Origin of the sequence: Brucella pseudogrignonensis (assembly GCF_031454375.1) — a bacterium.
Classification (GTDB): domain Bacteria; phylum Pseudomonadota; class Alphaproteobacteria; order Rhizobiales; family Rhizobiaceae; genus Brucella; species Brucella pseudogrignonensis_A.
Genome location: NZ_JAVDQT010000014.1, coordinates 37,333 through 59,288, shown reverse-complemented (window position 1 = coordinate 59,288; position 21,956 = coordinate 37,333). Strand labels below are relative to the sequence as shown.

The following is a 21,956-nucleotide window of genomic DNA, read 5'->3' as shown; positions in this document are numbered from 1 at the left end:
AGTACCGCGCGTTCGGGGGTGCGGATAAAAACTTGAACTGATTTTACGTCACAATGCCAAGACAGTTTCGATATTCGATTGGGCTTCGTGCGCCAAGCGATGTCTTGATCCGTTTCTCGTTGTACCACCGAATGTAGCCATCAACTTCATTGATAAACTGCTCGAGTGTGGTGTTCTTCCAGTCACGCGGGTAAAAGAGCTCCGTTTTCAGTCTGCCGAAGAAGCCTTCGCATGCTGCATTATCTGGGGAGCACGCCTTGCGGGACATTGAGCGCACCAGCTTCGCATTACTGATCCTCCTTAGCCAACCCGTCCAGCGATAGTGTGCACCCCGATCAGAATGTACTATTGGCCACTCATCTCTACCTGTGACAGTTTCTATGGCGGCATCAAGCATCATATTGACCAATTCCGCATCTGGTCTCGTTCCGATAGACCAGCTGATAACCAAACCGTCGAAGCAGTCGATGATGGGTGAGAGATACACTTTGCCAGCCGGGATATGGAACTCCGTGATATCGGTCAGCCATTTCTCGTTTGGGGCTGAGGCCTGGAAGTCGCGATTAATAAGGTTCCCGGGTGCCGGACTGATTTCTCCAAGATAAGAGCGGTATCGCCGCCGTTTTGGCGTGGCAACGATCAGGTTCTCCTGCTTCATCAAGCGCTGCACAACCTTCTCTGAGATTGTAACGCATTGTTTGGCCAATGACGCCTGTAGCCTGCGGTAGCCATAGCATCGACGGTTGGCTTCGAAGATTTCGGTGATGTTTTGACGAATAGTGAGGTACTTGTCGCTCATCCTCATGCGAGTTCGATGATAAAAATATGAGCTGCGCGCCAGTCCCAACTGAGTAAGCAGATCAGGGAGTTGATAAAGGTATTTGAGGGCGTCAACCAACAGCGTTTTCTCCCGATTACTCAGAAGTTGCAGATCGACGCCCATGTCTTTTTTTATGAGTTCGGTCGCTTTCTTCAAAAGGTCGTGCTCAAGCTGCAGTTTCTGAATATCGTGCTGCAGTGTTTCGAGCTGGCGCTCTAATTCTTCTCGCTCTGGCACTGGCTGTGAGTTGTTCTTGCGTTTCATGATTGCGGGAGCCTCTGAACCAAGTAACTGGTTTTTCCAGTTATACAGTGTCGGTCTGCATACGCCGAGCTTTTCGGCCAGAGCCTGCGCACTTTCCTGCCGATTATAAAGTCCGACGACGCCAGCCTTCTTCAGCGCATCAGGGTATCGTGGACGTCCAGTTCTTCCAGTAACAGCTTTGCTAGTTTCGGGAAACGCCTCACGAACCCATGCTGTCAACGTTGCACGACCGGGATAGCCCAAAGCGCGCATCGTTGCAGAAACACAATGACCATGCGTGCGGTAGTGCTCAACAGCCACTTCCTTCTGCGCCTGTGTGAACTTCGGGGCTCGGGGTGCAAATCCTAAACGCAGATCAAGAAGGTGCTCATATTCCCGGCACCAGCCCTTCAAAGCATTCTTGCTTGGATAGCCCAACTGGCGAATAGTCGCTTTCGGGCGCTTGCCCAGCTTGATGTAGAGCGCAACTGCTCGCATCCGGTCTTCGTAGGAATACATGAACTACCTCCCTGATAGTCCAAGTTTTCGTCCGCACCCCCCACCGGTCACTTCTCAGCGACAATCAACAGACAGGAGACAAACTGTGCAAAAGGCGCTTCGACATCAGTGCTCACGTTCGAACAAACGTACGCGTTAAAAATAAAACCTATCCGGTTGATAGAGTTGAAGAGCTTAGATGGTATCTATTATAGTGGGCTTCAGTATTTCTTCACTGAAGGGACGTTGGCCAAGCATACACTCTTAAGGAGATCAGAATGTTCAAACATATTCTTATTGCCTCGGACGGCTCTGAACTCGCAGACCGATGTGTTGGCCAAGGGCTGTCATTGGCCCAATTCCTTCGATGCAGGGTAACTATTGTAACCGTGACAGCACCATATAGCAATTCGGGCATATTCGGGGGGATGCTTGATGATGGGGATATTGTCGTTAGATATAATCAGAGCTGGGCAAAATTTGCCTCCAAGGTCCTGGGTCACGCAAAGGGCTTGGCAAAAAAACTACAGGTTGAAACCGATGTCGTGCACCTTATAAAATCCAATCCGTCGGATGCAATAAGCAAGGCAGCTGATTCACTCCGCTGTGACCTAATTGTGGTTGCTACTCACGGTTATTCGGGAATGCAACGACTTCTTTTGGGCAGCCAAACCAATGAAATCATTACGCAAGCGAGAACTTCAGTGCTCGTCATTAGATAGTCGCGAAAAGGCTTTCAACGTCCAGAAAGGCGGCTGCGAGATCGGAATTATCGGTTATATTCATTCAAAATGATGGCGTTGGTTGGAAAATAGCTCTGTGCTTTTGTCGACTTTCGAGAATTGCCATGTGGTTAGTCGAAACTGCCGCCGGAACCTTTTGCCAAAAAGATAGAATTGCTCAACTCTGTCTGCTCCACATTCTGTCGTGCACGAACATCCCGAGCAGCATCGCAACGACGAAAAGAACGCTCTGCGGCAGCCCCAGAGACATAGATGCAATGGCTGGACCGGGACAGAAGCCACCAATTCCCCACCCCAGACCGAACAGCGCCGATCCAATGATAAGACGAGCATCAATCCGTCGACGCGTTGGCACATGAAAACTGTCGTCGAATATTGGATGCTGCATCCGCTTCGTTATTTGAACGCCAATGAAGGCAACGACAACCGCGCCTCCAAGAACAAAGGCAAGACTTGGGTCCCATACGCCGAAAATGTCGAGAAAGCCTTGTACACGAACGGGATTGAGCATTCCAGACATAGACAGTCCAAAACCGAAAATGGCACCGGACGCAAGAGCGCTGCAGAATTGATAAAACTTTAGGTTCATAGCCCCAGACCTCGCAGCACAGTAACAGCAATCATTCCTGTTCCCAGAAAGATAGTAACCGCTACAACTGATCGCGGTGACAGCCGAGCCAGCCCCAACACACCGTGCCCACTCGTGCAGCCAGATCCCATGCGCGAACCGAAGCCGACAAGAAGCCCGGCGACGATGATCAGTGGCCACCCAGTAGTTATTTGCACAGTGGGCCAGGTGCCGAAAGCGGTCAGATAAATAATTGGCCCGATTACCAGCCCCACGGCGAACGCAAGGTTTGTTAACGACGCGCTTCTCTGTAAAAGTCGCCCGACGATTCCGCTTACTCCAGCAATCCTGCCGTTAACAATCAGGAGCATCGCTGCTGAAATGCCGATTAGCGTCCCGCCGATCAGCGAGGATAGATAAGCGATCATTCTACGTTCTCCTCGCAGAAAATGTCATAAAGGGAGGCGACCAGTTTCGCTGCCTTGGCTTCTGTGAGGCGATAAAAAATCTGTTTTCCATCGCGTCGCGTTTCGACTATTCCGGAGTTGCGCAACACCGTCAGGTGCTGCGACAGGTGCGGTTGACCAACCCCGATTTTTTCTTCAAGTTCACCTACGGAGTATTCGCTCTCCACCAGGCTGCATACGATCATCAGACGCACTGGGTGGGACAGTGTCTTGAGCAGGTCTGCCACTTCGCCCGCTCGCAGAGATAGTTCAATGGAAGATAGCCCCGCTTTCATTATTGCCATCCTGTCCACGGTCATTCCCATGCAGCCCCTTCCAACGCGTCCAGTGGAAACTTCAGATAGCGCTTACCGTTGGCTTCTGGCTCAGGTAGACGTCCACCACTTATGTTCACCTGCAAAGCATGCAGGATGAGCCTTGGCATTGGCAGCGTTTTGTCGCGCTCTTTCCGCAATGCCACGAATGTTTCTTCCGTCTCGCCAGCAATGTGCGAGTTGAAGTTTCTCTGGTCCGCCACAGTGCTCTCCCAACGCGGCGTCCGGCCACCCGGCTGGTAATCATGTCCGGTGAATAGCCGCGTCTCATCAGGAAGTGCTATGATATTCTGTATTGACTCCCACAATGCTCGCGCATCGCCGCCGGGAAAATCCGCACGCGCCGTACCGCTGTCGGGCATAAAAACTGTGTCGTGGACAAAAGCCGTATCGCCGACCACGTAAGTGATTGAAGCGAGCGTATGTCCCGGCGAGAACATGACTCTTGCATCGATGGAACCAACCTTAAACGCTTCACCATCGGCAAACAGCCGATCCCATTGCGAGCCATCCGTAGCAAGTTCGGGCCAGTTGTAGATCTCCTTCCACAGCTTCTGGACGTCGATTACATGCTCGCCTATAGCCGTTTTCGCACCGGTTTTTTCCTTGAGGTACTGAGCTGCGGAAAAGTGGTCGGCGTGTGGATGAGTGTCGAGAATCCATTCGACCGTCAGGCCCCTATTACGGACGTAATCGAGAATTGCGTCTGCATTGATCGTCGCCGTGGACCCCGACTTTTCATCAAAGTCGAGAACGGGATCTACAATGGCGCACATACCGGTCGTCGGATCGGACACCACGTACTGAACACTGGAGGTTCGCTTATCGAAAAAGCCTTTTACCCGCGGTTGATGGTCAGCAAAACGTTTAAGCCACGATACTGCGACACTGGTATCAAAGCCGAGCTGATGTCCGAATGGTACGACGTCTTCATAAGACATGCGTCCGTCCAATACCTCGCCGATCAGATAAAGGCTGAGCGAGCGCATACCAGTCTTGCAATGCGCAAGCACTGGGCCATCCGATTTTGTGACCGCCGCCTGAAACGCACGGACATCAGCTTCAGTGATCGTGTTCATTGTGACCGGAATATACGCATAAGAGAGATCGTATTGGTGGGCTGCATCGCATTCCGCTTGGCTTCCAGGCTGGTCTGCGCTTTCATTATCGGGACGGTTGTTGATCAGCGTTTTGAAGCCGCTTTGATCGAGTACACTGAGTTCTTGCGCGTTTGGCTGCGAATATACCGACAGCTTCTCAGATATTCTGGTGACGGGCATTTATGCCTCCAACATAACGTTATATAATATACTATAATGTATAATGTTAAATTTTTCAAGCCTCCCTCGAACAGGCAGATCTTCAAAACCTGCGCAGAAACTCTAACGAAAAAGGTAAAGGCCCAATCGCCGGAGAAGAATTCTATAACTTCAAATTTTCAGTCCACTGGCAAAGGGTCTCGATAGAGGTATGATGATATGAAACCAACGTCCGGAGGTAGCTCAATGAGCCGATTGCATACAGAAAACCACCTCGTATCTCGGATCGGATGGCTTCGCGCAGCGGTACTCGGCGCCAATGATGGCATTGTCTCAACGGCGAGCCTCATTATGGGCGTCGCATCTGCTTCAACGGGAACGACACAGATAATGGTCGCTGGCATCGCGGGCCTTGTCGCAGGCGCGATGTCCATGGCGGCGGGTGAGTATGTTTCCGTCAGCTCTCAATCCGATACGGAGTTGGCAGATCTTGCCAGAGAGCGCAGGGAACTCGAATCTCAGCCCGAAGCAGAGCTCGATGAATTGATGCAAGCCTATATTGATCGCGGCCTAACTTCGGAATTGGCGCGGGAGGTGGCAATACAGCTTACCTCACGCGATGCTCTGGAGGCACATGCCCGCGACGAACTGGGAATTGTCGAACACATGGAAGCACGGCCTGTGCAAGCAGCACTGACCTCAGCGGCCACGTTCTCGATCGGGGCCGCCCTACCCTTGCTGATGGCGTTCATCGCGCCTCCCTCGATCTTGCTTTATGCGGTTGCTATCTCTTCCTTGCTGTTTCTAGCGTTACTAGGCGCAATCGGCGCCAAGGCGGGAGGAGCTAATATGCTTAAGGCAACCGTTCGCGTCACTTTTTGGGGCGCATTGGCCATGGCAATCACGGCTGGTATTGGGGCCCTGGTCGGCACAGCGGTCTGACCGTCGATCTGAGTTTGTAGGGAATCCATATGTAAAGAAGAATTACTGTAGTCGGTCAGAGGCAGGGCTCTATAATTTGCTCATTCTATAGGTCGGGGAGACTATGAAGATGCGGTTCTCGGTTGAAGATCGATCAAAAACAATCCTGCTGATTTTTGCCTTGTGCGGACTTGTGATGGGGCTCGGCCTGCACTTTTCCGGCTACTCATCGGGAGCACGGTTAATCTGGGCAATCGCCACATTGCCAGTGCTGGCATCGTTGCTCGTCGAGATTTTCCGGAGTTTATGCCGAAAGGAGTTTGGGCTTGATATCGTCGCCGCGATGTCTATGTCGGCCGCACTGGCATTTGGGGAAATGCTGGCGGCTTCGATTGTCGCCCTCATGTATACTGGCGGAGCCTTTCTTGAGAGCTTTGCAGAGGGACGAGCACGCCGTGAGATGCATGCTTTGCTGTCCCGCGCACCGCGAACAACAATGCGATATGTCGATGATCATCTCGAAGAGATTGCCGTTGAAACCATTCGTCCGGGTGACCGCCTTCTGATCCGTCAAGGAGACGTCATCCCCGTCGACGGAAGTATCACTTCCGTAAAAGCTTTTGTGAACATGTCTGCTTTGACGGGAGAGTCACTTCCGGTTTCGCTTGCGTCGGGAGCAGATGTGCTAAGCGGTTCAATGAATGCTGGCGATGCTTTCGATATCGTTGCCAAGCACGAAGCAAAAGATAGCACCTACGCTGGCATCGTTCGCCTCGTGGAAGAGGCACAGCATTCCAAGGCTCCAATGTCCAGACTGGCAGACCAGTGGTCTGTCGGCTTTCTGGTCGTGACCGTCATAATCGCCTTCGGAGCATGGTGGTTTACGGGAGACCCGATAAGGTCGGTTGCCGTCCTCGTTGTGGCTACACCGTGTCCTCTCATCCTGGCAGTACCCGTCGCCCTTGTCGCCGGATTGTCGCGCTCCGCTCATTTCGGCGTGCTGGTTAAGGGTGCGCGTCCTTTGGAGAACATGGCTCGTATCAACACGTTGGTGCTGGACAAAACTGGGACACTGACAGATGGCCGCCCACAAATTACTTCGATCCAAGCGGAGTCAGGATTGAGCGAAAATGACCTATTGTGTTTCGCTGCCTCCCTTGACCAAGTGTCCAAACATCCGATGGCGCAGGCTCTTGTACTGGCCGCTCAGCGGCGCGGGATAGATCTTGTATTGCCGACCGATGTAAGCGAACTGGCAGGAGATGGCGTCGCGGGCTGGGTCGATCGCAAAAGCGTCGTTGTCGGCGGACGTAGCTTCGTTGAGAGACAGGTCAATGCAAAACTGAGTGAAATCCCCCATATAGAAGCTGGAGCGGCCCTGGTTGCAGTCGCGATAGACGGTAGCATCGCGGGTTATATCATTATGGCAGATCCCTTGCGCGGCGAAGTGGTCGATACGTTACGGGGCTTACGCAAAGATGGCGTAAAGCGAATAGTGCTGGCGACAGGTGATCGTGCTGCAGTGGCCAAACGCATCGCCAAGGGTTTGGGGCTTGATGCCATCTACTCCGAACTTTCACCCGATCAAAAGGTGCTGACCGTGCTCAACGAACGTAAGAACGGCCCCGTGATGATGGTCGGAGACGGGGTCAACGACGCGCCCGCACTTGCAGCGGCTGATATTGGCGTTGCCATGGGTGCGAGGGGAGCGGCAGCCTCTGCAGAGGCGGCAGATGTCGTTCTTCTCGTAGATAGAATAGACAGACTTCGCGCTGGGATAGAAATTGCCAAGCAATCAAGGCGCATTGCAATCGAAAGTGTTGTGATGGGTATCGGACTTTCGGTGCTTGCTATGGTCGCAGCGGCGTTAGGTTTTCTGTTACCTGTCCAAGGCGCATTGCTCCAAGAGCTGATTGACGTCGCTGTCATCCTCAATGCGCTTCGGGCGTTGAGAATCTCACCCAACATCGGCTGATGGACGTCATGGTACATTAGAATGTGAACTGGTGAATAATTCGCTTCTGATGGTATGGACGCCCCACCGACGGCCTTTATGTGGCAGAATGGGTTCGTTGGGCGCCATTGAGGAAGATGCGTCCATGGATGAGATTACTAAAGTTGGTTTGGATCTGGCAAAGAATGTATTTGTGCGAGCTGCAAGTCGCATGAGTTTCTGTTTCACAGGAGGAGATATAGCCTGAAGAAACCGGTTGTTCCATCAGCCGTTCCCTACCCGGACATGCAGAGCCAGTAACAGCTCGGTGTGAAGCTTCGGGGACAACGTAACCGCCGGATATCCGGTAAGCCAAACCGTAAGGCAAGGCCGAATCTGCCAGCATGAGGGGGAGAGGAGCAAGGGATGAGCGGATACGACCAACGTATGTGAACTTCCGATAAACGTCGTGAGCTTTAACAAGCCAAACGTGCTGACAGGCTTGAACCAAAATGGTACGCGGTGAGACGTGGTCTTTGAATACTGGGCCGCCATGGACGATCAACCGCCGGCGAAGACGAAGGGTCCACCCCGCTCGGAGACTTATGCGGAACAGGGTAAGCCCATAGCGCTGCCGGCAACGGCAGGCGGACCATAAGGAACGCTGTTGGCGCTGTGGGTAAAGGAATGCGGAAAAAGCGAACGCCTGGCTGTAATGGACGGGATAGGGGCTGAAACATCGCCCGCCGCGAAAGTGTGCAGACTTTCGCGCGATTGAGCAAATGTGGGACCAGATGAACTGGTCGCATATTGAGGCAGAGGTGAAACGACTTCAGGTGCGTATCGCCAAGGCAACACGGGAAGGCAGATGGGGCAAGGTGCAAGCATTGCAACGCCTGCTGACCAGCTCGCATAGCTGCAAGATGTTGGCCGTGAAACGGGTGACGGAGAGTCGCGGTAAGAGGACGCCGGGAGTGGACGGTAAGATCTTTAAAGCCCAACATGTGTTTGGTGATCCGCTTAATGAACCGATGATCCTGCTTAAGGATGTTGTTGAGATAATTAACCTGCAAGATTTCAATCATCGTGCCCGTGCCGGTCCCCGTGATTGTCAGTATCGTGTTTACAGAAGTGGCTCGGGAAATCTGCACAGCCAGGATAAGTGGAAATTCTGCCTGAGTTCGGCTTAGATGCCGGGAACAGGAGATACCATGACGAGACGACCACGCCGAAACCATAGCCCAGCTTTCAAGGCAAAAGTTGCGGTCGCTGCGATCAGAGGCGAGCAGACGCTAATGGAATTATCCCAGCAGTTTGACGTGCACGCGAACCAGATAAAGCAATGGAAAGATCAGCTTCTTGAGGGGGCGATCGGTGTTTTCGGCCACGATACCAAGGCGGAACCAGCAGAGCCAACCGTCGACGTTAAAACGCTGCATGCCAAGATCGGTGAGCTAACTCTGGAGAACGATTTTTTAGCCGGAGCGCTCAGCAAGGCGGGATTGCTGGGCGGAAGGAAATGATCGACCGCGCTCACAAGCTTTCGGTCGCCCGACAGGCAAAGCTCCTCGGGTTCAGCCGTAGCAGTGTCTACTATTCACCGCGCCCTGTATCGGATGGCGATTTGGCACTGATGCGCCGGATCGATGAATTGCATCTGGAATATCCATTCGCGGGAAGTCGGATGTTGCAGGGGCTTTTGAAAGGAGAAGGGCTTGAGGTTGGGCGGCTGCATGTCTCAACACTGATGAAGAAGATGAGCCTTGAAGCGATTTACCGTCGCCCAAACACCTCCAAGCCAACGCCAGGGCATAAAATCTATCCCTATCTCCTGCGCAAGCTAGCGGTCACCAGACCCAATCAGGTGTGGCAATGGATATAACGTATATTCCGATGGCTCGTGGTTTTGTCTATCTGTGCGCTGTCGTCGACTGGTTCAGCCGCCGGGTTCTGTCATGGCGACTGTCGATAACGATGGAGGCGGACTTCTGCATCGAAGCGGTTGAGGAAGCTCTGGACCGCTATGGAAAGCCGGAAATATTCAACACCGATCAAGGATCACAGTTCACGTCCATCGACTTCACTAACGTGTTGAAAAAGGCAGAGATCGCCATCTCGATGGATGGCAAGGGTTCGTGGCGGGACAATGTCTTTGTCGAGCGGCTCTGGCGATCAATCAAATACGAAGAGGTTTATCTTCACGCCTACAAAACCGTGTCCGAGGCCCGCACTGGCATCGGCAGATATCTGAATTTCTACAACAGCCGACGCCCACATTCATCGCTTGACCGACAAACACCGGATCAGGTCTACTTTAACGCGCTGACACCAATGATGGTGGCGGCATAAGCGAGGCGGAAGTCCACTTAACAAAACGCCCGAAACTGTTCAGACAAACCGAACCACTTCTTACAGCCTGTCCACCAGCCAGGTTGGCTCCGCTTTTATCAATGACAACCTTCTGCGGAACGCCATTGCTTGCGATGGCTTTCAGATCACGAAACTCAAACTCATCAAGCGAAAAATGTATCGACGCGGAAAACGGGATCTGCTCGAAGCAGGTATCGTCGGAGCGCCCTGATGTCACCGAGCTTGCGTCAAAGCCCTTATTCCATTCTTAATGACATCCAGCAACACGGACTTGAAGCAGGTTAGCCAGCGCAGTTAAACGCCCTCGCCCATAATCTCAATGCAACACCGCGCAAGTGTCTTGGATTTAAGACACCCATCGAGGACCTTGCTCAACTTTTGCAGAAAGCGACGAAGTGGTTAAGCTAAATCACGCTAGGTTGATGCGCCTCAACATGAAGCGCATCAGAACGTTGGACAGTGGCGCGGTACAGTTAGTGCCGTGAGATTTAAGAAGCTCCGCCTTCGTCGTCCCAACGATCAACAGCTCTCGCCATAGCTCTATGTTTCTTGATGAATTGTGCTAATGCAATTCTCAGCCGAACTTCATCGCATGTCCCTTCCTGAAACCTGTGCGTAAGGTAACGTGTGGCTTCGGTGCGCAAGTCTTGCGAATCACCTGGTAATCTAGCTTGCCGAAGTAAACGGGAAATCATTGTGATATCCCTTGAGTCTAAGTGTGCAAAAGACATTGTAGCCTCCTTCATCTCTAGATTAATTTCTTAAACACAAAAATTATTACATTTTTAAAATGTAATAGGATTATTAGACGTATAATATTCAGATAAATAAATATATTTCGGTCACATAATTAATTGGAGAAATGAAAATATACTATCGCAATGATTTACGTTCCTGTAGACTTTCGACTTCACGTATAAATTGTTCTGCGTATTGAGCAGTGTCACAATAATCCTGTTCATAAGAGCCAACCGTTTGATGGCGAGTAAATATTGCTTTCAGACGGTCTAAGAATTTCGGTTCTGTCTCAGCCATATGTGCTATCAAAACCTGTAATATTTGTTCGTGCGCCAATACTTTACGTTCTAGTGCTGTAGAGCTATTGTGCATTGTCCTGTTCCTTTTTTTCTAATGTCGTGGGCCACGCGAACGTGAGAAGCCACCCGATGCTCGTCGCAAGATATTTGCAAGCTTTGTCCAGTCCTTTGAAGGCGTTGCCATTTGCTGACGTGCAGTTATGATTTCTTGCTCACTTGCGATGTCCTCTTCATGGCGTCGTGGCTTCAATGGTCTGTGAATGAATGTAGGTATTTGAAAATGTTGACTTTCCATTTTTTGTCTTTCTCGTTTTTGTGAAGCTATTTAAAGTCCTTTAGCTATTTCATCCCCACACGCTGTCGCGAGAGCCGCATTGGGTTGATCTGTACCTAGAGGAGTGGCCCATCCTGATTTCTCAATGAGGGAGCGGCGTGTATAGATTGGCGCCGCTTTGAACTCGGCAATTACAATCAGAGCAGATGGATCATTTTTAGATTTTTCGATACAATATGGGGTCAAAGCCAAAGCAATGCCTTCCGATAGGTTTGACGCTATCATTCTTTCAGAAGTCCCACTGGTAACCCACTCGCCAACGGAAAAGCCGACTGCGATTGTTAAAACAGCACCAAACAAAGCCCCACCAATGGCGGGCTTAAGCCAATTCAAATTATACATTTGATTATCCGATCTTAAATGATCGAGGTCGCATAATTGCGTTCCGATGTACGAGTATAACACTTTTATTTAGAAATCATGCATGAATTCGAATATTTATAATAGACCTGCTAAAGGCAGCATTTAAGCGGTATGCACGGTATTCAAAAATAATAATAATTACCAAAATATAGCTATGAGAAATATTTGAACGCCGTTAAATATCCGAAATAAATACTGTGATAAGTAGGCTTTAATTGCGCTATCGAGAGGCATTTACGCAAAAGTAGGTCTTTGACGAATAACTGCATGCTGGACTCACGAGAGACGCGGGCCGGACGCATCGCTCAAATGCGGAAGATTGCAATAATTTGGGTCACCGTATCATTTAGCTCGCCAAATAGAGAAGCCACCTCTATGCGCATCTCCATATCTTCTTCTTTTCTTTCATGGTCGGACAGACGGGCACGCGCATGAATGAGCTTTGATATGCGCAATCTCAGATTTGATGATGTGTGACATTGCCTACCCCTCCATGTGATATTCGATAATGTGAGCCTACAGTATAGGTTGACCGAAGCAAATAATTCGGGGCAACGCTTCAACGAAATGCGAGGGGCAGATCAAAGTCGATCTTTACGAACACCTTCAAGCGAGCAATGGTACAGTTGGATAATTGACAGAAAAAACCTAATGTAGACTGCCACCCGCTTGATGTGCCGACGACGGTGCACCTCGCATATAGAAGAAGGCTCATCACGCTTAGGCGCATCTGTTATTTTATTTTTCAGCCAGTGGTGACAAATAGCCGTTTAGGGAATAAGAGCCTCTTCCCTCCCGGATGAACAAAGCTGTATCTAATGACAGGTTATAATTACTGTTGTAGGCGAGAAAGCCGAAGTAATCAGTATAGTGCCAACCGGGTATGATCCGACGCAAATCTCTAGCAGTAAATGGCTCTACAAGGGTTCCATCGACGTGCACGGCAGTTAGAACGAGCTGATAAGCGTTCTTGGCCGACATTTTCATTTTGCAAATCTACAGGTGATCTGAAAATTAGCAAGCTAATCTTCGTCCATCGACAAACAACTTGGCAATACCATTAGGTCAATTAATTTTGCTGCTCGGCCAAACTGAAGATTGTCCCGCGAAGAATCCCCGGATAGGAGAGGGTAATGATGAAGGGAACATCTACGATAGCTGTCATTAAGCATGAAATCGAACGAACGCAGTTGGAAACATCAATCCCGCTTCCGACAGGAAAAGTAAAAATTGAGGTCGAAACACGCAAGGTAGACGGTTTCCGGCCAGTTCCGCTTGACGTCGTCATTCGGGTTAACGGCGCTGAGGTCAGCAAGGGACAAGTTCCGCGCGCAGCATCGCTCACGTTTACTGCCAATGATTCCTTTGACGTTGGCCGCAATAGCTATTCGCCAGTCTCTCTTACCTATTTCGACCGCAAGCCCTTTGCGTTCAATGGTACCACCCGGCATCTGAAGGTCGATTATTTCGACTAAGGCGCAGCCTCTGATGTGTCACTCCGTCGGAGGTAACTTTTTAAGCTAACAATCGCGGCGTGAATGTATCATTCTCATATGACAGACGTTGATGCACTAGTATTAGGCATAGCACTAATAGTCGTGGTCGCGCTTATGCTTCTCGGCTGCATATCTAAAGGAAGTCTCTGACCGACTTTGGTACATGAATATCGTCGAGAGCTTTCACTAGATGCGTGGGTGCAGGTCTGAAGGCCACAGTAACCTTAACCTGTGCGCAGATGCGTGGTGATGTATGGAGCAGTGACTGGGCAGAATCTCGCGCCACATTCTATTGGCGGTTTTGCAAAGTTCTCGGTGGATGGCAGAAGTGAAGCGATCACGGGGAAAATAAAGGAGGTTACAGATCGGTTCGTGAATGAAAGCAAAAGGTTGAATTCAGCCTGAATTTGACCCAGTGTTGTGTTTGATTTTGATCAGATTCAGCGCATTCATCCTATTGATTCTCAGTCTATTTCCGTCTTCGTGTAGATTAACACGAGATGGAAAAATGGCTAAAATCGGGCGTAACTCAAGAGGCTTGTGCTACTCACTCTGCCCCGATTAAGCGGTAAGTCACCGCCTAGCATGGACTATGATAGGCGGTTATTTCTAATCTGAGACTCTATTTTTTTACAATCTCAGTGTCTTTGGTACGACGTGGGATAGATAAAGGCTTAGATAAGTTAGGCGTAGTTTCTAACTTATCTTTCTTAGGCTTCCGAATTTCTCGGTTACTGCGCATTGTTCCTCTTGACATGATGTGGCTTTCCATAACTCGTGTTAAGGTTCGTCGTCAGATCAATTCAAGTTATTCGTTCAAATACGATTGTTTTGGTGCTCTCGGTTTGCGAAAGCAGCATAGGGTTCGGTCGATGGAGTGAATGTATGGACTGCATCGATTATCACCCCAGCCATGAAATGCTTAAGGACTGTCTTGGAGCGCTCACGAAGATGCCCGGATAGAGGTCTCATGTTTTCAGTGACGTATTTCGCATTGCTAAGAATTCTATTGAGAATGCGAGTACGGTCCGGCTGAAAGATTAAAATGTTGGTGTCGGAAGACATAACGCCCTCCTTTGTTGCGGGCCAGACATTCTCAGCCTGAGCAACAGAGCCCGTTTCAATGCTGTTGCGATAACCACCATGCGCCTTATGCTCCGGTAAAGCAACTAAGGCAGCATTAAGGCTGAACCCGCTGCTTCTGGTCATTTCAGCCTTGCCCACGCGGGTTTTATTTCACAATCGGATCTTCGGTTGGTGGCTTTGAATAGCTGTTGAGGGAATAAGACCCTCTGTCAACTCGGATAAGAAGCGATACTTGTATCAGTATGTTGTAATCACTGTTGTAGGCAAGAAAGCCGAAATAATCGGTGTAATTCCAACTTGGTAAAATTCGATGTAAATCCCGAGCCGTAAATGGCTCTACAAGATTTCCATTAACGTGCTTGGCGATTAGAACTAGCTTATGAACGTTCTGAGCCGAGATTTTCATTTACCAAGTTTATAGGTAACCTGAAAACCAGCAATCTAATATTTTCCGTTAACCAATGGTAGGCTCCCCATCTGTATTCGAAAACGGCCGCCGCCTTAGCATGGCGGCTTTAAAAGTCGACAGTATAGGAATTTAAGTTTGCATCTTGATCTCTAGAATGTCCCGCCTTCATCGCGCCATCGATCAACAGCATTATCCATTGCTTTATGTTTCTTGATGAACTGGTCCAACGCAATTCTTAGTCGATCTTCGTCGTAAGTGCCTTCCTGAAGTCGCCGTGCGAGATAGAGTGCGGCTGCCGTGCGTAAATTCTGCGTGTCGTCTGGCAACCAGGCATTCCGAAGGATCTTCGAAATTAATCCAATATCGGCAGCGTCTAAGTAGGTGGAAGACATTGCGTCCTCCTTGGTTGAGCGCCAGGCCGTCTTGAACTAAATGACAGCGCCCGTTTCAACTGCTGCCATGATAATGACTATGCACTTTAATCACCACATAAACAACTAAGGCAGTTGCGCGCCCACGGGGCTTTTTCATAAGGAGACAAGGTAGGCGTAATCGCCTGGGCCGAATTCTTATCCAGCCACGTTAGTCCGGCGTTCGAGGTTACTTCTTCTGCTTTTTAGTATCTTTGATCTGAGTGGTGAAACAACCACCTGTCTTGCTTGCGGACTTATCAGCCGCAGCTGATTTCTCCTTCTTAGGTTTGCGCACTTCACGATTACTTGGCCTTTTGCCATGATGGAAAATTTCTTGCTTAAAGAGCGGAGTGTTCTAAACCTGCACAAATAACCGATAGGCTTTTCAGATACATTAACAGCTTTCACAACATTCGCCGAAGGCACACGATACTCCGACAAATATCAGCCGCTTAATTGGAACAAAGAACCGTCGAAACGAGATGATTAGGCGATACAAAATGGCACAAGTCGAACTGTGAGCTGCGCCTATATCACCAAAACAATGTGTTGCTAAAGCAGGGAAATAGGTTCAAGGTATAAATTCCAGCAGCCATTTTACGGGCGCTGCTGTTTAAGGGTTGATTACCTTTGCCCCAAGCGAGGAGGACAGCATGTCTTCCCTATTTCATTATCCGAAAATACCCGAATACGCGACCATCGCCAATTACTTGTTATTTGCAGCGAGCCTTGCCATGATTGGCTATATCATGGTGGAGGGGTGGCTTCGATAGGCTATAGCAAGTATGGCTGGAAAGGCGGCGCTCAAATGACCGAAAGAACCACGGAAACCGAAGTCACGTTCAAACATTCATTTCGTCTGAAGTCCTTTTCGGAGCCATTGGGAGCCGGTACGTATCGCCTAGTGATGGACGAAGAGTTGATAGAAGGCCTGAGCTTCACGGCGTATCGTAGAGTTGCGACTTATCTTGAGCTTCCCGCTATCTCGGTCGCATTGGCCCACCGCCGGTTCCTTCAGGTCTCATCGGTGGAGATCGAAGATGCATTGGCACGCGACACAGCTAATATCGGTGCTGGCACCCGTGATAACTCTTGAGCTAGAAATTGGTTTTCCAGTGCTTAGTTCAATACATTCGTCGTCAGACTAAGATTGCTTCAGCACGATGCTCTACGAAGCCGACAGTCACATCAACATGATGGTGTCTATACCCCCTGCATCTCTCCGTCATTGAAGGGACATAAACCACTGGCCCCTGTCATTGGGCGATGTATTGATTGCCAGTCCATAGCGGTCGCTCCATTTTCGACCCTATGTCAGTCGTTGACAGAGTATTGGCAACCGCCTAGAAGCGGACAAAGAGTATATGGAGATATATGCGCAGAGGCTTGTGATTTCGACCGCAGTTTGCGACCACAACTGGCACTAATAACTTTGTGCCGTAACGTTTGCATGTCTCTTCTTGGAATTATTATGAAAAACCACGACGTTGTAATCCGGCCCTATACGCCGGAAGGAGATTTGAAAAAGCTGTCGCGCATTTGGCTTGACGCCTCACTGTTGGCTCATCCTTTTATTGGCGAACAGCGCTTGGTTGAGCAACGAACGCTGATCGAAGATCAGTATTTGCCTAATGCCGAGACCTGGGTGGCATGCGTTGACGATGAGCCCAGCGGCTTTATAAGTCTGCTCGATACTTTCATCGGAGGAATCTTCGTTTCTCCAGCCCGGCAAGGACTTGGAATCGGCCGTCAGCTCATCTCCCATGCTCGCAATCGTAAAGGTGAACTTGAGCTAGAGGTTTACACCCACAATCAGCAGGCCGTGAATTTCTACACCAAGCTCGGCTTTGAAGAGTTGTCACGCCGTGCTCGCGATGATGACGGCTACGCTTTCGAAAATGCCCGTTTACGCCTAATCGGCTAATCGCGCGTCGGGCGGCGTAAACCGCCGCCTGACAGTCATTTCACAAACCAAAAAGCCGAATGTCTGCATTCCCCCCTTAACAGTCTTTGGATGCAATATAAGCTGAACGACGACTTTAAAACGAGTGTTAATGCTGCGCCAATGGCCGAAGTTGCGCGCTCAGCTGTCTTTCACGTTGAAATACCAGACCCTCCTCTTTCAACCCCTAATATTTGTTGAGCCAGTTACCAGCTTTACCAATAGCGAACGTAGATTGAGGTGAAACTGAGGGGCGGGATCATGTCGATCACGTCGTACCATCGCAGTGACAGATATTTGAGCTTAACATCCAACACAGCCATCGAACGCCGCTCCGAAACACTAGACGAGGGCAAAAAGGACCATCCTTGTGCAATCGTGGTTGCGGTTCCTCAAGGCGATAAAGGGCAGGTTCGAACCATTGTTGCGCCGATCACGCTTCCAAGCGTCGTGCCGACCCAAGCACTTCGCTTGAAATTCCAGCTAACATTGCAAAAGCTTAGGTCTAGATAGTGCGCGGCATTGGATTCGCTTTGATGAACTCAATCGTTTTACTTGGCCGGGCTATGACCTTCGCCCAAAACCGGATGGCACCTTCCATTATGGGATGTTGCCGCGCGGGATTTTATATCTCGGTCATTATGCCAATGGCGGCAATGTTTATCTCATGCCAGAATTTCTGGCAGGCATTGATGTGCCGCGTCGCAATGTCGCGGGTACTCGGGGCTTCAGCGCGCTGGCCAGTGCAGCGAACTTCCGCACCTTCGACGTCAATCATGTTCTGCCTCCGGGGCAGAATGTTGGTGGTATGACCTCGTTTACATACGGAATGAGCGGCTATCGTCTCTCGCGCATGGGTGCAGCAGCAGCGCGCGCGATTCAACCTTTGAAACGCCAATCAGCAGCATGTTCAAGCTAAATTACGTACCCAATGAGGAGCTGAGTGTGCGTCAGAGTGCTTTGCTCTATGAAAACGAAGCAGCGCAACATGTTAAGAACGATACGTTTTCCGCGCGTTTCAATTATGCATCAAATGACAACGACCTGATCAATCTGGGGATGCAGGCTTATTACAATCCCTATCAGCTGGCGCTCAACTCGGGATTGTCGGTAAAGAACAAGGCATCTGGCTTCGATATTGCAAATACTGCCCTGTTCAACTTTGGCGATACCGCACTTGCCCTCGACTATGGTGCGGCTATTACCGTTACGACATCACAAATTATGCTGGCGCTGGTGAATTTCTAAGTGGTGATCCGCGCAAACTCATCTAAGATGAGCTCCCGCAAACCGTCATCGAATACACTAAGCTAAACAGCCATTCCAACAAGTTGACCGAAAAATGCGGTTGGAACGCCATTCATTCTCTGTCACTCATGAAACGGCGTTCTTTAACCATTTTTATTCAGAACGTTTAATATTTCCGCCGTGACATGATAATTAGTTATTTTAAGTTAGCTTTGGGGTGGGGACATGGATCAGGCATCAGCAAGAAATAATATTGCTTCAGAATTATTTGAATTGAAGCCAGCAACCTGGAACTCCTGGCGCGCGATAAGAACAGCCTTTTGCATCGGATTCCCTTTTGCTGTTGGCTTGTCCTTTAATGACATAATGACTGGCATGTGGGTCGCGATGGGTTGCCTGATGATGGCGACCGGCGAAGGCTCAGGCAGCTATAGTTCAATATTTAAAAAAATGCTGATTTCTGCGCCAATCGGTGCTTCAGGCTACCTCCTCGGTTATCTTGGGATATTGCCTTGGGTTTTCGTTGTTTTTGCAATGATGCTTGTCGGCTTTTGCGCAGCATATGTCAGTAACAAAAGCAGCACATTATCCATCGGCACGCTCCAGGCACTACTTTTAGCGTCAATCGCACTTGGAGTTCCTGCTATTAAACCATTTTGGCAGCCTGCGGCTCTGTATCTGGTGGGTACTCTTCTCTATTCAGTAGTCCTCGGTTTGGAAGCGTTGATACGCGGTTGGCATTCACAAGATGCTCAATCAAAAAGGGTAACTCATAATTCCTCAGCCCAAACTCGTGCTGCAACTCAACGATCAATTGTGGCAACCGCAATCGCTTTTTCTGTCTGCATTGGTGTTTCTTATTCTTCCCATTGGTTTGATCATGATGCCCATTGGTTCTGGATCCCCCTCACAGTCGGTTTGGTGATGAAGCCCGACTTTGGATCGATTCGCGACCGTGCAATTCAACGCACCATCGGAACAATCTTTGGCGTCATAATCGGCGCTGTAATCTTAGCAGCCGTTCCAAAAGGCGCTTTGTTCATTGCTCTGATGGCCGCTTTGAGCGCTATGTTGCGGTGGGCAATGCAGCGATCCTACATTCTGCAAGCCGTTTTTCTAACACCACTGATTTTAATGCTTGTTGATGTCATAGTTCCAGGAACTGCCAATATTGACTATGGAGTTCAGCGTCTCATTGATACAGCGATAGGCGGACTGATAGTTGTCCTTTTAGGATATGTCCCGCTTCAATATGTTAATAAATTAAAAACTTAGCGTGGATCAGTGATGAGAACGTAATTGGTGATGATTGATGAATGGAGGCTCGCGAGCTGCTCTGCACGCAATACCATTGATGTTGGATTTCAATTTTGGTAGCTGAAACGTGGTCCTTCTCCGTTGATCAATTCCTTGCCTGCCATCCACAGATGATAATACTAATTTCACGGTAACGTTAATTACCCTTATGGGATAACGCACTTAAACGCCTACGGTATCGCCAGATTTCTCAAAGAGAAGCATCAGGAATTTTCATGTTACACCGCGCGAAATCCGGATTTTTTTGATTATGCTGTGTTCCTCGACGTCTAACCATTGCTCGCTTACTGACGGGCTTGTATCATCAAGCAATGCTTTAATGTTTATCCCGTAACTCTGGAGCTCTGCTATCGCTTTATTTGGCAGAAATCGTGCAAACAGGCGTGTGGCGCTTAATGGCAGCGTGTATTTTTCCACGCAATTGCCATTAACATATTTCTCAACAACTATGGTTTTCATAAAGCCATCTTTCTTTTTACTCTTGTGAATTTTTTATAGCCAAAGAAAAAATCAGGATCATGCGCTATCAACGCAAGTGTAATTATAATCAAAAGCAAAGTCTGAATAATTTTAGTATCAGGATGAGTTTGAAATATTTCGTTGAAAATATTAGCCGATAAATGAAAGACTACCGCAACCCAAATGCTACGCCCTGAGCGATAATATAGCCAGTTCATTATTATAACGAATGGGAATAGACTAATAATGAAATTCAGTGCGTGAATATTTCCCGTAGCCACCAAATTAGCTTGGTAATATCCCTTAATGAACGCCAACGGAAAGTGCCATATAGCCCAGTAAATGCTGAATACGATTGAAGTGCACAACATGCTCATACGCCGCCGGAGAGCATCAGTGCCATAACCATGCCAACTAATTTCCTCGACAATGGGTGCTAAAACCAATGGTACCCAGCCGATCAGAATACCTGCATTAAATGAAGCAGAGTGGGAAAGACTAAACTGTTGAATGCTATAACCAAAAAAGAGGGATATGAACTGAGCAGTAACGATACTGCCCATCATGATAGTTATTCCCACAAGTATATATCTCAATTGCAGCCATCTAATAGAAAGGCGTATCCAGAAATCGCTCAGCAGAACTGTGCTTTGACGTAACATTGCCCAAGTGACAATTGCTGGTGCCAATAGTCCGACCCCAGCGAAAAAGCTGACAAGTACCATGGTTAGAAAACTAGGAATTGAGCTATAACTGAACCAAGCGGCAACAATCCATGCCGACCAAGCGGCAATCGTCGACAGCGTAAAAAATAACCATGGGTGTTTGAATTGGTCGATTGTAATTATTTGGTCTTTATCCATCTTCGCAATCATACTGTTTGATTGATGTTGCATGATTTCACGATTTTAATCATTAACTCAGTCTGTGGGTTGAGCTTCCTAAACTCTCGATGAGAGAGTCAATCTGTTCAGAATTATTGGTAATACGTTGCCATAGCCAGGTCATGAGGCAGCACATAATGGCCCAAGCGACAATCACATCTGATGGAAAGTGCGCTCCGAACATTACACGATTAAAGGACGCGAAAATTAAAGTAGGTGTAAGAACGGAAAAGCCAATCCATCGCCACTTTATTGGCAATAGTATGATCAGCGATAAGGTTGCAGCCGCCGTTGCTGCTTCACCCGATGGAAATGAACAATTTCTACCGCATTGAGCCGCGTACTGCCAAACGGGCGTAAAATCTGCTGTTCCGCCAAATTCAAGCAGACCACGAGGCCGAGCACGACCGATAAACCCCTTGAGTAGCTGTACAGTTAAAAAGGGCCCAATGAGAAAGCTCAGTATAACGAAGAATGCCTTGTGAGGCCGGAAAAAATTAAACTTGTGCGGTTTTATAGAATACAACGCAATGAATATGATCATTACAGTAAGCAGATAAATCATCGACCTCCGATTTGCATCGCGTATAGCCAACAATATCCAGTTTTCTGACAACGGGAAATTATGCCCATTGGCGAAAATTCGTATAATAGCTAAATCCAGATTAGGGAATATGATGAAGAGAAAGCTGGATGCCAAAAGAGCAGTAATGGCCAAATTGATCTGAAGAGCGAGCGGCGCATCTTTGTTTTTGTTCAGATTTGGCTGTTCGACGCGGCTAGATGTCGATATTTGCATTTGAGTGCCTTGTGATTTCAGTTGGCACAACGT

General features: G+C 49.0%; 22 protein-coding genes and 3 pseudogenes. 11 read left to right on the top strand and 14 right to left on the bottom strand.

From position 1 onward, the window contains the following. Positions 1 to 43: 43 nt before the first annotated feature. Positions 44 to 1,582: an IS3 family transposase gene (locus J2782_RS22065; protein WP_310016207.1), complete on the bottom strand. Its 1,539-nt coding sequence runs from the start codon at positions 1,580 to 1,582 to the stop codon at positions 44 to 46. Between the two features lie 257 nt (positions 1,583 to 1,839). Here J2782_RS22065 and J2782_RS22060 point away from each other — a divergent pair, with 257 nt between their 5' ends. Beyond that, the gene (locus tag J2782_RS22060; protein WP_310016205.1) at positions 1,840 to 2,283 is read left to right on the top strand and encodes a universal stress protein; all 444 of its coding nucleotides are present in this window, start codon (positions 1,840 to 1,842) and stop codon (positions 2,281 to 2,283) included. 178 nt (positions 2,284 to 2,461) lie between these two features. Here the strand turns inward: J2782_RS22060 and J2782_RS22055 are convergent, their stop codons facing one another. From J2782_RS22055 to blh, 4 genes are read right to left on the bottom strand one after another with little or no spacing between them, the layout of a single operon-like run. After that, positions 2,462 to 2,893: a YeeE/YedE family protein gene (locus J2782_RS22055; RefSeq protein WP_310016203.1), complete on the bottom strand. Its 432-nt coding sequence runs from the start codon at positions 2,891 to 2,893 to the stop codon at positions 2,462 to 2,464. Next, the gene (locus tag J2782_RS22050; RefSeq protein ID WP_310016201.1) at positions 2,890 to 3,300 is read right to left on the bottom strand and encodes a YeeE/YedE family protein; all 411 of its coding nucleotides are present in this window, start codon (positions 3,298 to 3,300) and stop codon (positions 2,890 to 2,892) included. The genes J2782_RS22055 and J2782_RS22050 overlap by 4 nt, the downstream gene beginning before the upstream one ends. Next, positions 3,297 to 3,644, bottom strand: coding sequence for a sulfite-sensing transcriptional repressor BigR (bigR, locus tag J2782_RS22045; RefSeq protein ID WP_310016199.1), 348 nt, complete (start codon positions 3,642 to 3,644; stop codon positions 3,297 to 3,299). Before bigR ends, J2782_RS22050 begins: the two co-directional genes overlap by 4 nt. Beyond that, the gene (blh, locus tag J2782_RS22040; RefSeq protein WP_310016197.1) at positions 3,635 to 4,933 is read right to left on the bottom strand and encodes a bifunctional sulfur transferase/dioxygenase Blh; all 1,299 of its coding nucleotides are present in this window, start codon (positions 4,931 to 4,933) and stop codon (positions 3,635 to 3,637) included. Before blh ends, bigR begins: the two co-directional genes overlap by 10 nt. A gap of 225 nt (positions 4,934 to 5,158) precedes the next feature. On the opposite strand from blh, the gene J2782_RS22035 reads away from it, so the two are divergent. The 3 genes and pseudogenes from J2782_RS22035 to J2782_RS22025 form a co-directional block, all read left to right on the top strand. Further along, entirely contained in the window at positions 5,159 to 5,854 is a 696-nt protein-coding gene (locus tag J2782_RS22035) for a VIT1/CCC1 transporter family protein (protein ID WP_011983041.1), read from the top strand. 109 nt (positions 5,855 to 5,963) lie between these two features. Next, positions 5,964 to 7,808 (top strand): heavy metal translocating P-type ATPase, encoded by a 1,845-nt coding sequence (locus J2782_RS22030; RefSeq protein ID WP_310016224.1) that lies wholly within the window; start codon positions 5,964 to 5,966, stop codon positions 7,806 to 7,808. 740 nt (positions 7,809 to 8,548) lie between these two features. After that, a pseudogene (locus J2782_RS22025) lies at positions 8,549 to 8,704 on the top strand (reverse transcriptase N-terminal domain-containing protein); the annotation flags it as partial. Between the two features lie 51 nt (positions 8,705 to 8,755). Here the strand turns inward: J2782_RS22025 and J2782_RS22020 are convergent. Further along, positions 8,756 to 8,848 (bottom strand): annotated as a pseudogene (locus J2782_RS22020) (IS6 family transposase); the annotation flags it as partial. Between the two features lie 129 nt (positions 8,849 to 8,977). Between J2782_RS22020 and J2782_RS22015 the strand changes: the two are divergent. Next, a pseudogene (locus J2782_RS22015) lies at positions 8,978 to 10,115 on the top strand (IS3 family transposase). Here J2782_RS22015 and J2782_RS22010 read toward each other — a convergent pair. The 3 genes from J2782_RS22010 to J2782_RS22000 form a co-directional block, all read right to left on the bottom strand. Next, on the bottom strand, positions 10,081 to 10,353 hold the full coding sequence (locus J2782_RS22010; protein WP_310016226.1) for a hypothetical protein: 273 nt from the start codon (positions 10,351 to 10,353) through the stop codon (positions 10,081 to 10,083). The pseudogene J2782_RS22015 and the gene J2782_RS22010 sit on opposite strands and share 35 nt — an antisense overlap. Positions 10,354 to 11,009: 656 nt before the next feature. Further along, positions 11,010 to 11,246, bottom strand: a complete 237-nt coding sequence (locus J2782_RS22005; protein ID WP_310016195.1) for a hypothetical protein — start codon at positions 11,244 to 11,246, stop codon at positions 11,010 to 11,012. Positions 11,247 to 11,498: 252 nt separating this feature from the next. Further along, on the bottom strand, positions 11,499 to 11,849 hold the full coding sequence (locus J2782_RS22000) for a hypothetical protein (protein ID WP_310016193.1): 351 nt from the start codon (positions 11,847 to 11,849) through the stop codon (positions 11,499 to 11,501). 1,154 nt (positions 11,850 to 13,003) lie between these two features. Here J2782_RS22000 and J2782_RS21990 point away from each other — a divergent pair. Then, positions 13,004 to 13,345, top strand: a complete 342-nt coding sequence (locus J2782_RS21990; RefSeq protein WP_310016189.1) for a hypothetical protein — start codon at positions 13,004 to 13,006, stop codon at positions 13,343 to 13,345. A gap of 837 nt (positions 13,346 to 14,182) precedes the next feature. On the opposite strand, the gene J2782_RS21985 is transcribed toward J2782_RS21990, so the two are convergent. Both J2782_RS21985 and J2782_RS21980 read right to left on the bottom strand, forming a co-directional pair. Next, positions 14,183 to 14,575, bottom strand: coding sequence for a hypothetical protein (locus J2782_RS21985; RefSeq protein WP_310016187.1), 393 nt, complete (start codon positions 14,573 to 14,575; stop codon positions 14,183 to 14,185). Positions 14,576 to 15,010: 435 nt separating this feature from the next. After that, positions 15,011 to 15,253, bottom strand: coding sequence for a hypothetical protein (locus J2782_RS21980; protein WP_310016185.1), 243 nt, complete (start codon positions 15,251 to 15,253; stop codon positions 15,011 to 15,013). An 829-nt stretch (positions 15,254 to 16,082) separates the two neighbouring features. On the opposite strand from J2782_RS21980, the gene J2782_RS21975 reads away from it, so the two are divergent. The 5 genes from J2782_RS21975 (at position 16,083) to J2782_RS21955 (ending at position 19,739) form a co-directional block, all read left to right on the top strand. After that, positions 16,083 to 16,370 (top strand): hypothetical protein, encoded by a 288-nt coding sequence (locus tag J2782_RS21975; protein WP_310016183.1) that lies wholly within the window; start codon positions 16,083 to 16,085, stop codon positions 16,368 to 16,370. Positions 16,371 to 16,745: 375 nt separating this feature from the next. Further along, the gene (locus J2782_RS21970; protein ID WP_310016182.1) at positions 16,746 to 17,198 is read left to right on the top strand and encodes a GNAT family N-acetyltransferase; all 453 of its coding nucleotides are present in this window, start codon (positions 16,746 to 16,748) and stop codon (positions 17,196 to 17,198) included. A 685-nt stretch (positions 17,199 to 17,883) separates the two neighbouring features. Further along, a complete protein-coding gene (locus J2782_RS21965; RefSeq protein ID WP_310016181.1) occupies positions 17,884 to 18,135 on the top strand; it encodes a hypothetical protein in 252 nt (83 codons plus the stop codon). Between the two features lie 26 nt (positions 18,136 to 18,161). Next, a complete protein-coding gene (locus J2782_RS21960; RefSeq protein ID WP_310016180.1) occupies positions 18,162 to 18,464 on the top strand; it encodes a hypothetical protein in 303 nt (100 codons plus the stop codon). Positions 18,465 to 18,689: 225 nt separating this feature from the next. Continuing rightward, complete coding sequence (locus J2782_RS21955) at positions 18,690 to 19,739, top strand: FUSC family protein (RefSeq protein ID WP_310016179.1); 1,050 nt, start codon at positions 18,690 to 18,692, stop codon at positions 19,737 to 19,739. A gap of 255 nt (positions 19,740 to 19,994) precedes the next feature. On the opposite strand, the gene J2782_RS21950 is transcribed toward J2782_RS21955, so the two are convergent. The 3 genes from J2782_RS21950 to J2782_RS21940 are packed head-to-tail and all read right to left on the bottom strand — an operon-like array spanning position 19,995 to position 21,923. After that, the gene (locus J2782_RS21950) at positions 19,995 to 20,240 is read right to left on the bottom strand and encodes a hypothetical protein (protein WP_310016178.1); all 246 of its coding nucleotides are present in this window, start codon (positions 20,238 to 20,240) and stop codon (positions 19,995 to 19,997) included. Further along, complete coding sequence (locus tag J2782_RS21945) at positions 20,237 to 21,103, bottom strand: CPBP family intramembrane glutamic endopeptidase (RefSeq protein WP_310016177.1); 867 nt, start codon at positions 21,101 to 21,103, stop codon at positions 20,237 to 20,239. Before J2782_RS21945 ends, J2782_RS21950 begins: the two co-directional genes overlap by 4 nt. Positions 21,104 to 21,155: 52 nt before the next feature. Beyond that, entirely contained in the window at positions 21,156 to 21,923 is a 768-nt protein-coding gene (locus J2782_RS21940) for a phosphatase PAP2 family protein (protein WP_310016176.1), read from the bottom strand. Between the last annotated feature and the right edge of the window lie 33 nt (positions 21,924 to 21,956).

Coding starts and splice junctions, on each gene's coding strand:
- J2782_RS22065 (WP_310016207.1), bottom strand. CDS start 1,582: ATGTATTCCTACGAAGACCGGATGCGAGCAGTTGCGCTCTACATCAAG.
- J2782_RS22060 (WP_310016205.1), top strand. CDS start 1,840: ATGTTCAAACATATTCTTATTGCCTCGGACGGCTCTGAACTCGCAGAC.
- J2782_RS22055 (WP_310016203.1), bottom strand. CDS start 2,893: ATGAACCTAAAGTTTTATCAATTCTGCAGCGCTCTTGCGTCCGGTGCC.
- J2782_RS22050 (WP_310016201.1), bottom strand. CDS start 3,300: ATGATCGCTTATCTATCCTCGCTGATCGGCGGGACGCTAATCGGCATT.
- bigR (WP_310016199.1), bottom strand. CDS start 3,644: ATGGGAATGACCGTGGACAGGATGGCAATAATGAAAGCGGGGCTATCT.
- blh (WP_310016197.1), bottom strand. CDS start 4,933: ATGCCCGTCACCAGAATATCTGAGAAGCTGTCGGTATATTCGCAGCCA.
- J2782_RS22035 (WP_011983041.1), top strand. CDS start 5,159: ATGAGCCGATTGCATACAGAAAACCACCTCGTATCTCGGATCGGATGG.
- J2782_RS22030 (WP_310016224.1), top strand. CDS start 5,964: ATGCGGTTCTCGGTTGAAGATCGATCAAAAACAATCCTGCTGATTTTT.
- J2782_RS22005 (WP_310016195.1), bottom strand. CDS start 11,246: ATGCACAATAGCTCTACAGCACTAGAACGTAAAGTATTGGCGCACGAA.
- J2782_RS22000 (WP_310016193.1), bottom strand. CDS start 11,849: ATGTATAATTTGAATTGGCTTAAGCCCGCCATTGGTGGGGCTTTGTTT.
- J2782_RS21990 (WP_310016189.1), top strand. CDS start 13,004: ATGATGAAGGGAACATCTACGATAGCTGTCATTAAGCATGAAATCGAA.
- J2782_RS21985 (WP_310016187.1), bottom strand. CDS start 14,575: ATGACCAGAAGCAGCGGGTTCAGCCTTAATGCTGCCTTAGTTGCTTTA.
- J2782_RS21980 (WP_310016185.1), bottom strand. CDS start 15,253: ATGTCTTCCACCTACTTAGACGCTGCCGATATTGGATTAATTTCGAAG.
- J2782_RS21975 (WP_310016183.1), top strand. CDS start 16,083: ATGACCGAAAGAACCACGGAAACCGAAGTCACGTTCAAACATTCATTT.
- J2782_RS21970 (WP_310016182.1), top strand. CDS start 16,746: ATGAAAAACCACGACGTTGTAATCCGGCCCTATACGCCGGAAGGAGAT.
- J2782_RS21965 (WP_310016181.1), top strand. CDS start 17,884: ATGCCAGAATTTCTGGCAGGCATTGATGTGCCGCGTCGCAATGTCGCG.
- J2782_RS21955 (WP_310016179.1), top strand. CDS start 18,690: ATGGATCAGGCATCAGCAAGAAATAATATTGCTTCAGAATTATTTGAA.
- J2782_RS21950 (WP_310016178.1), bottom strand. CDS start 20,240: ATGAAAACCATAGTTGTTGAGAAATATGTTAATGGCAATTGCGTGGAA.
- J2782_RS21945 (WP_310016177.1), bottom strand. CDS start 21,103: ATGGATAAAGACCAAATAATTACAATCGACCAATTCAAACACCCATGG.
- J2782_RS21940 (WP_310016176.1), bottom strand. CDS start 21,923: ATGCAAATATCGACATCTAGCCGCGTCGAACAGCCAAATCTGAACAAA.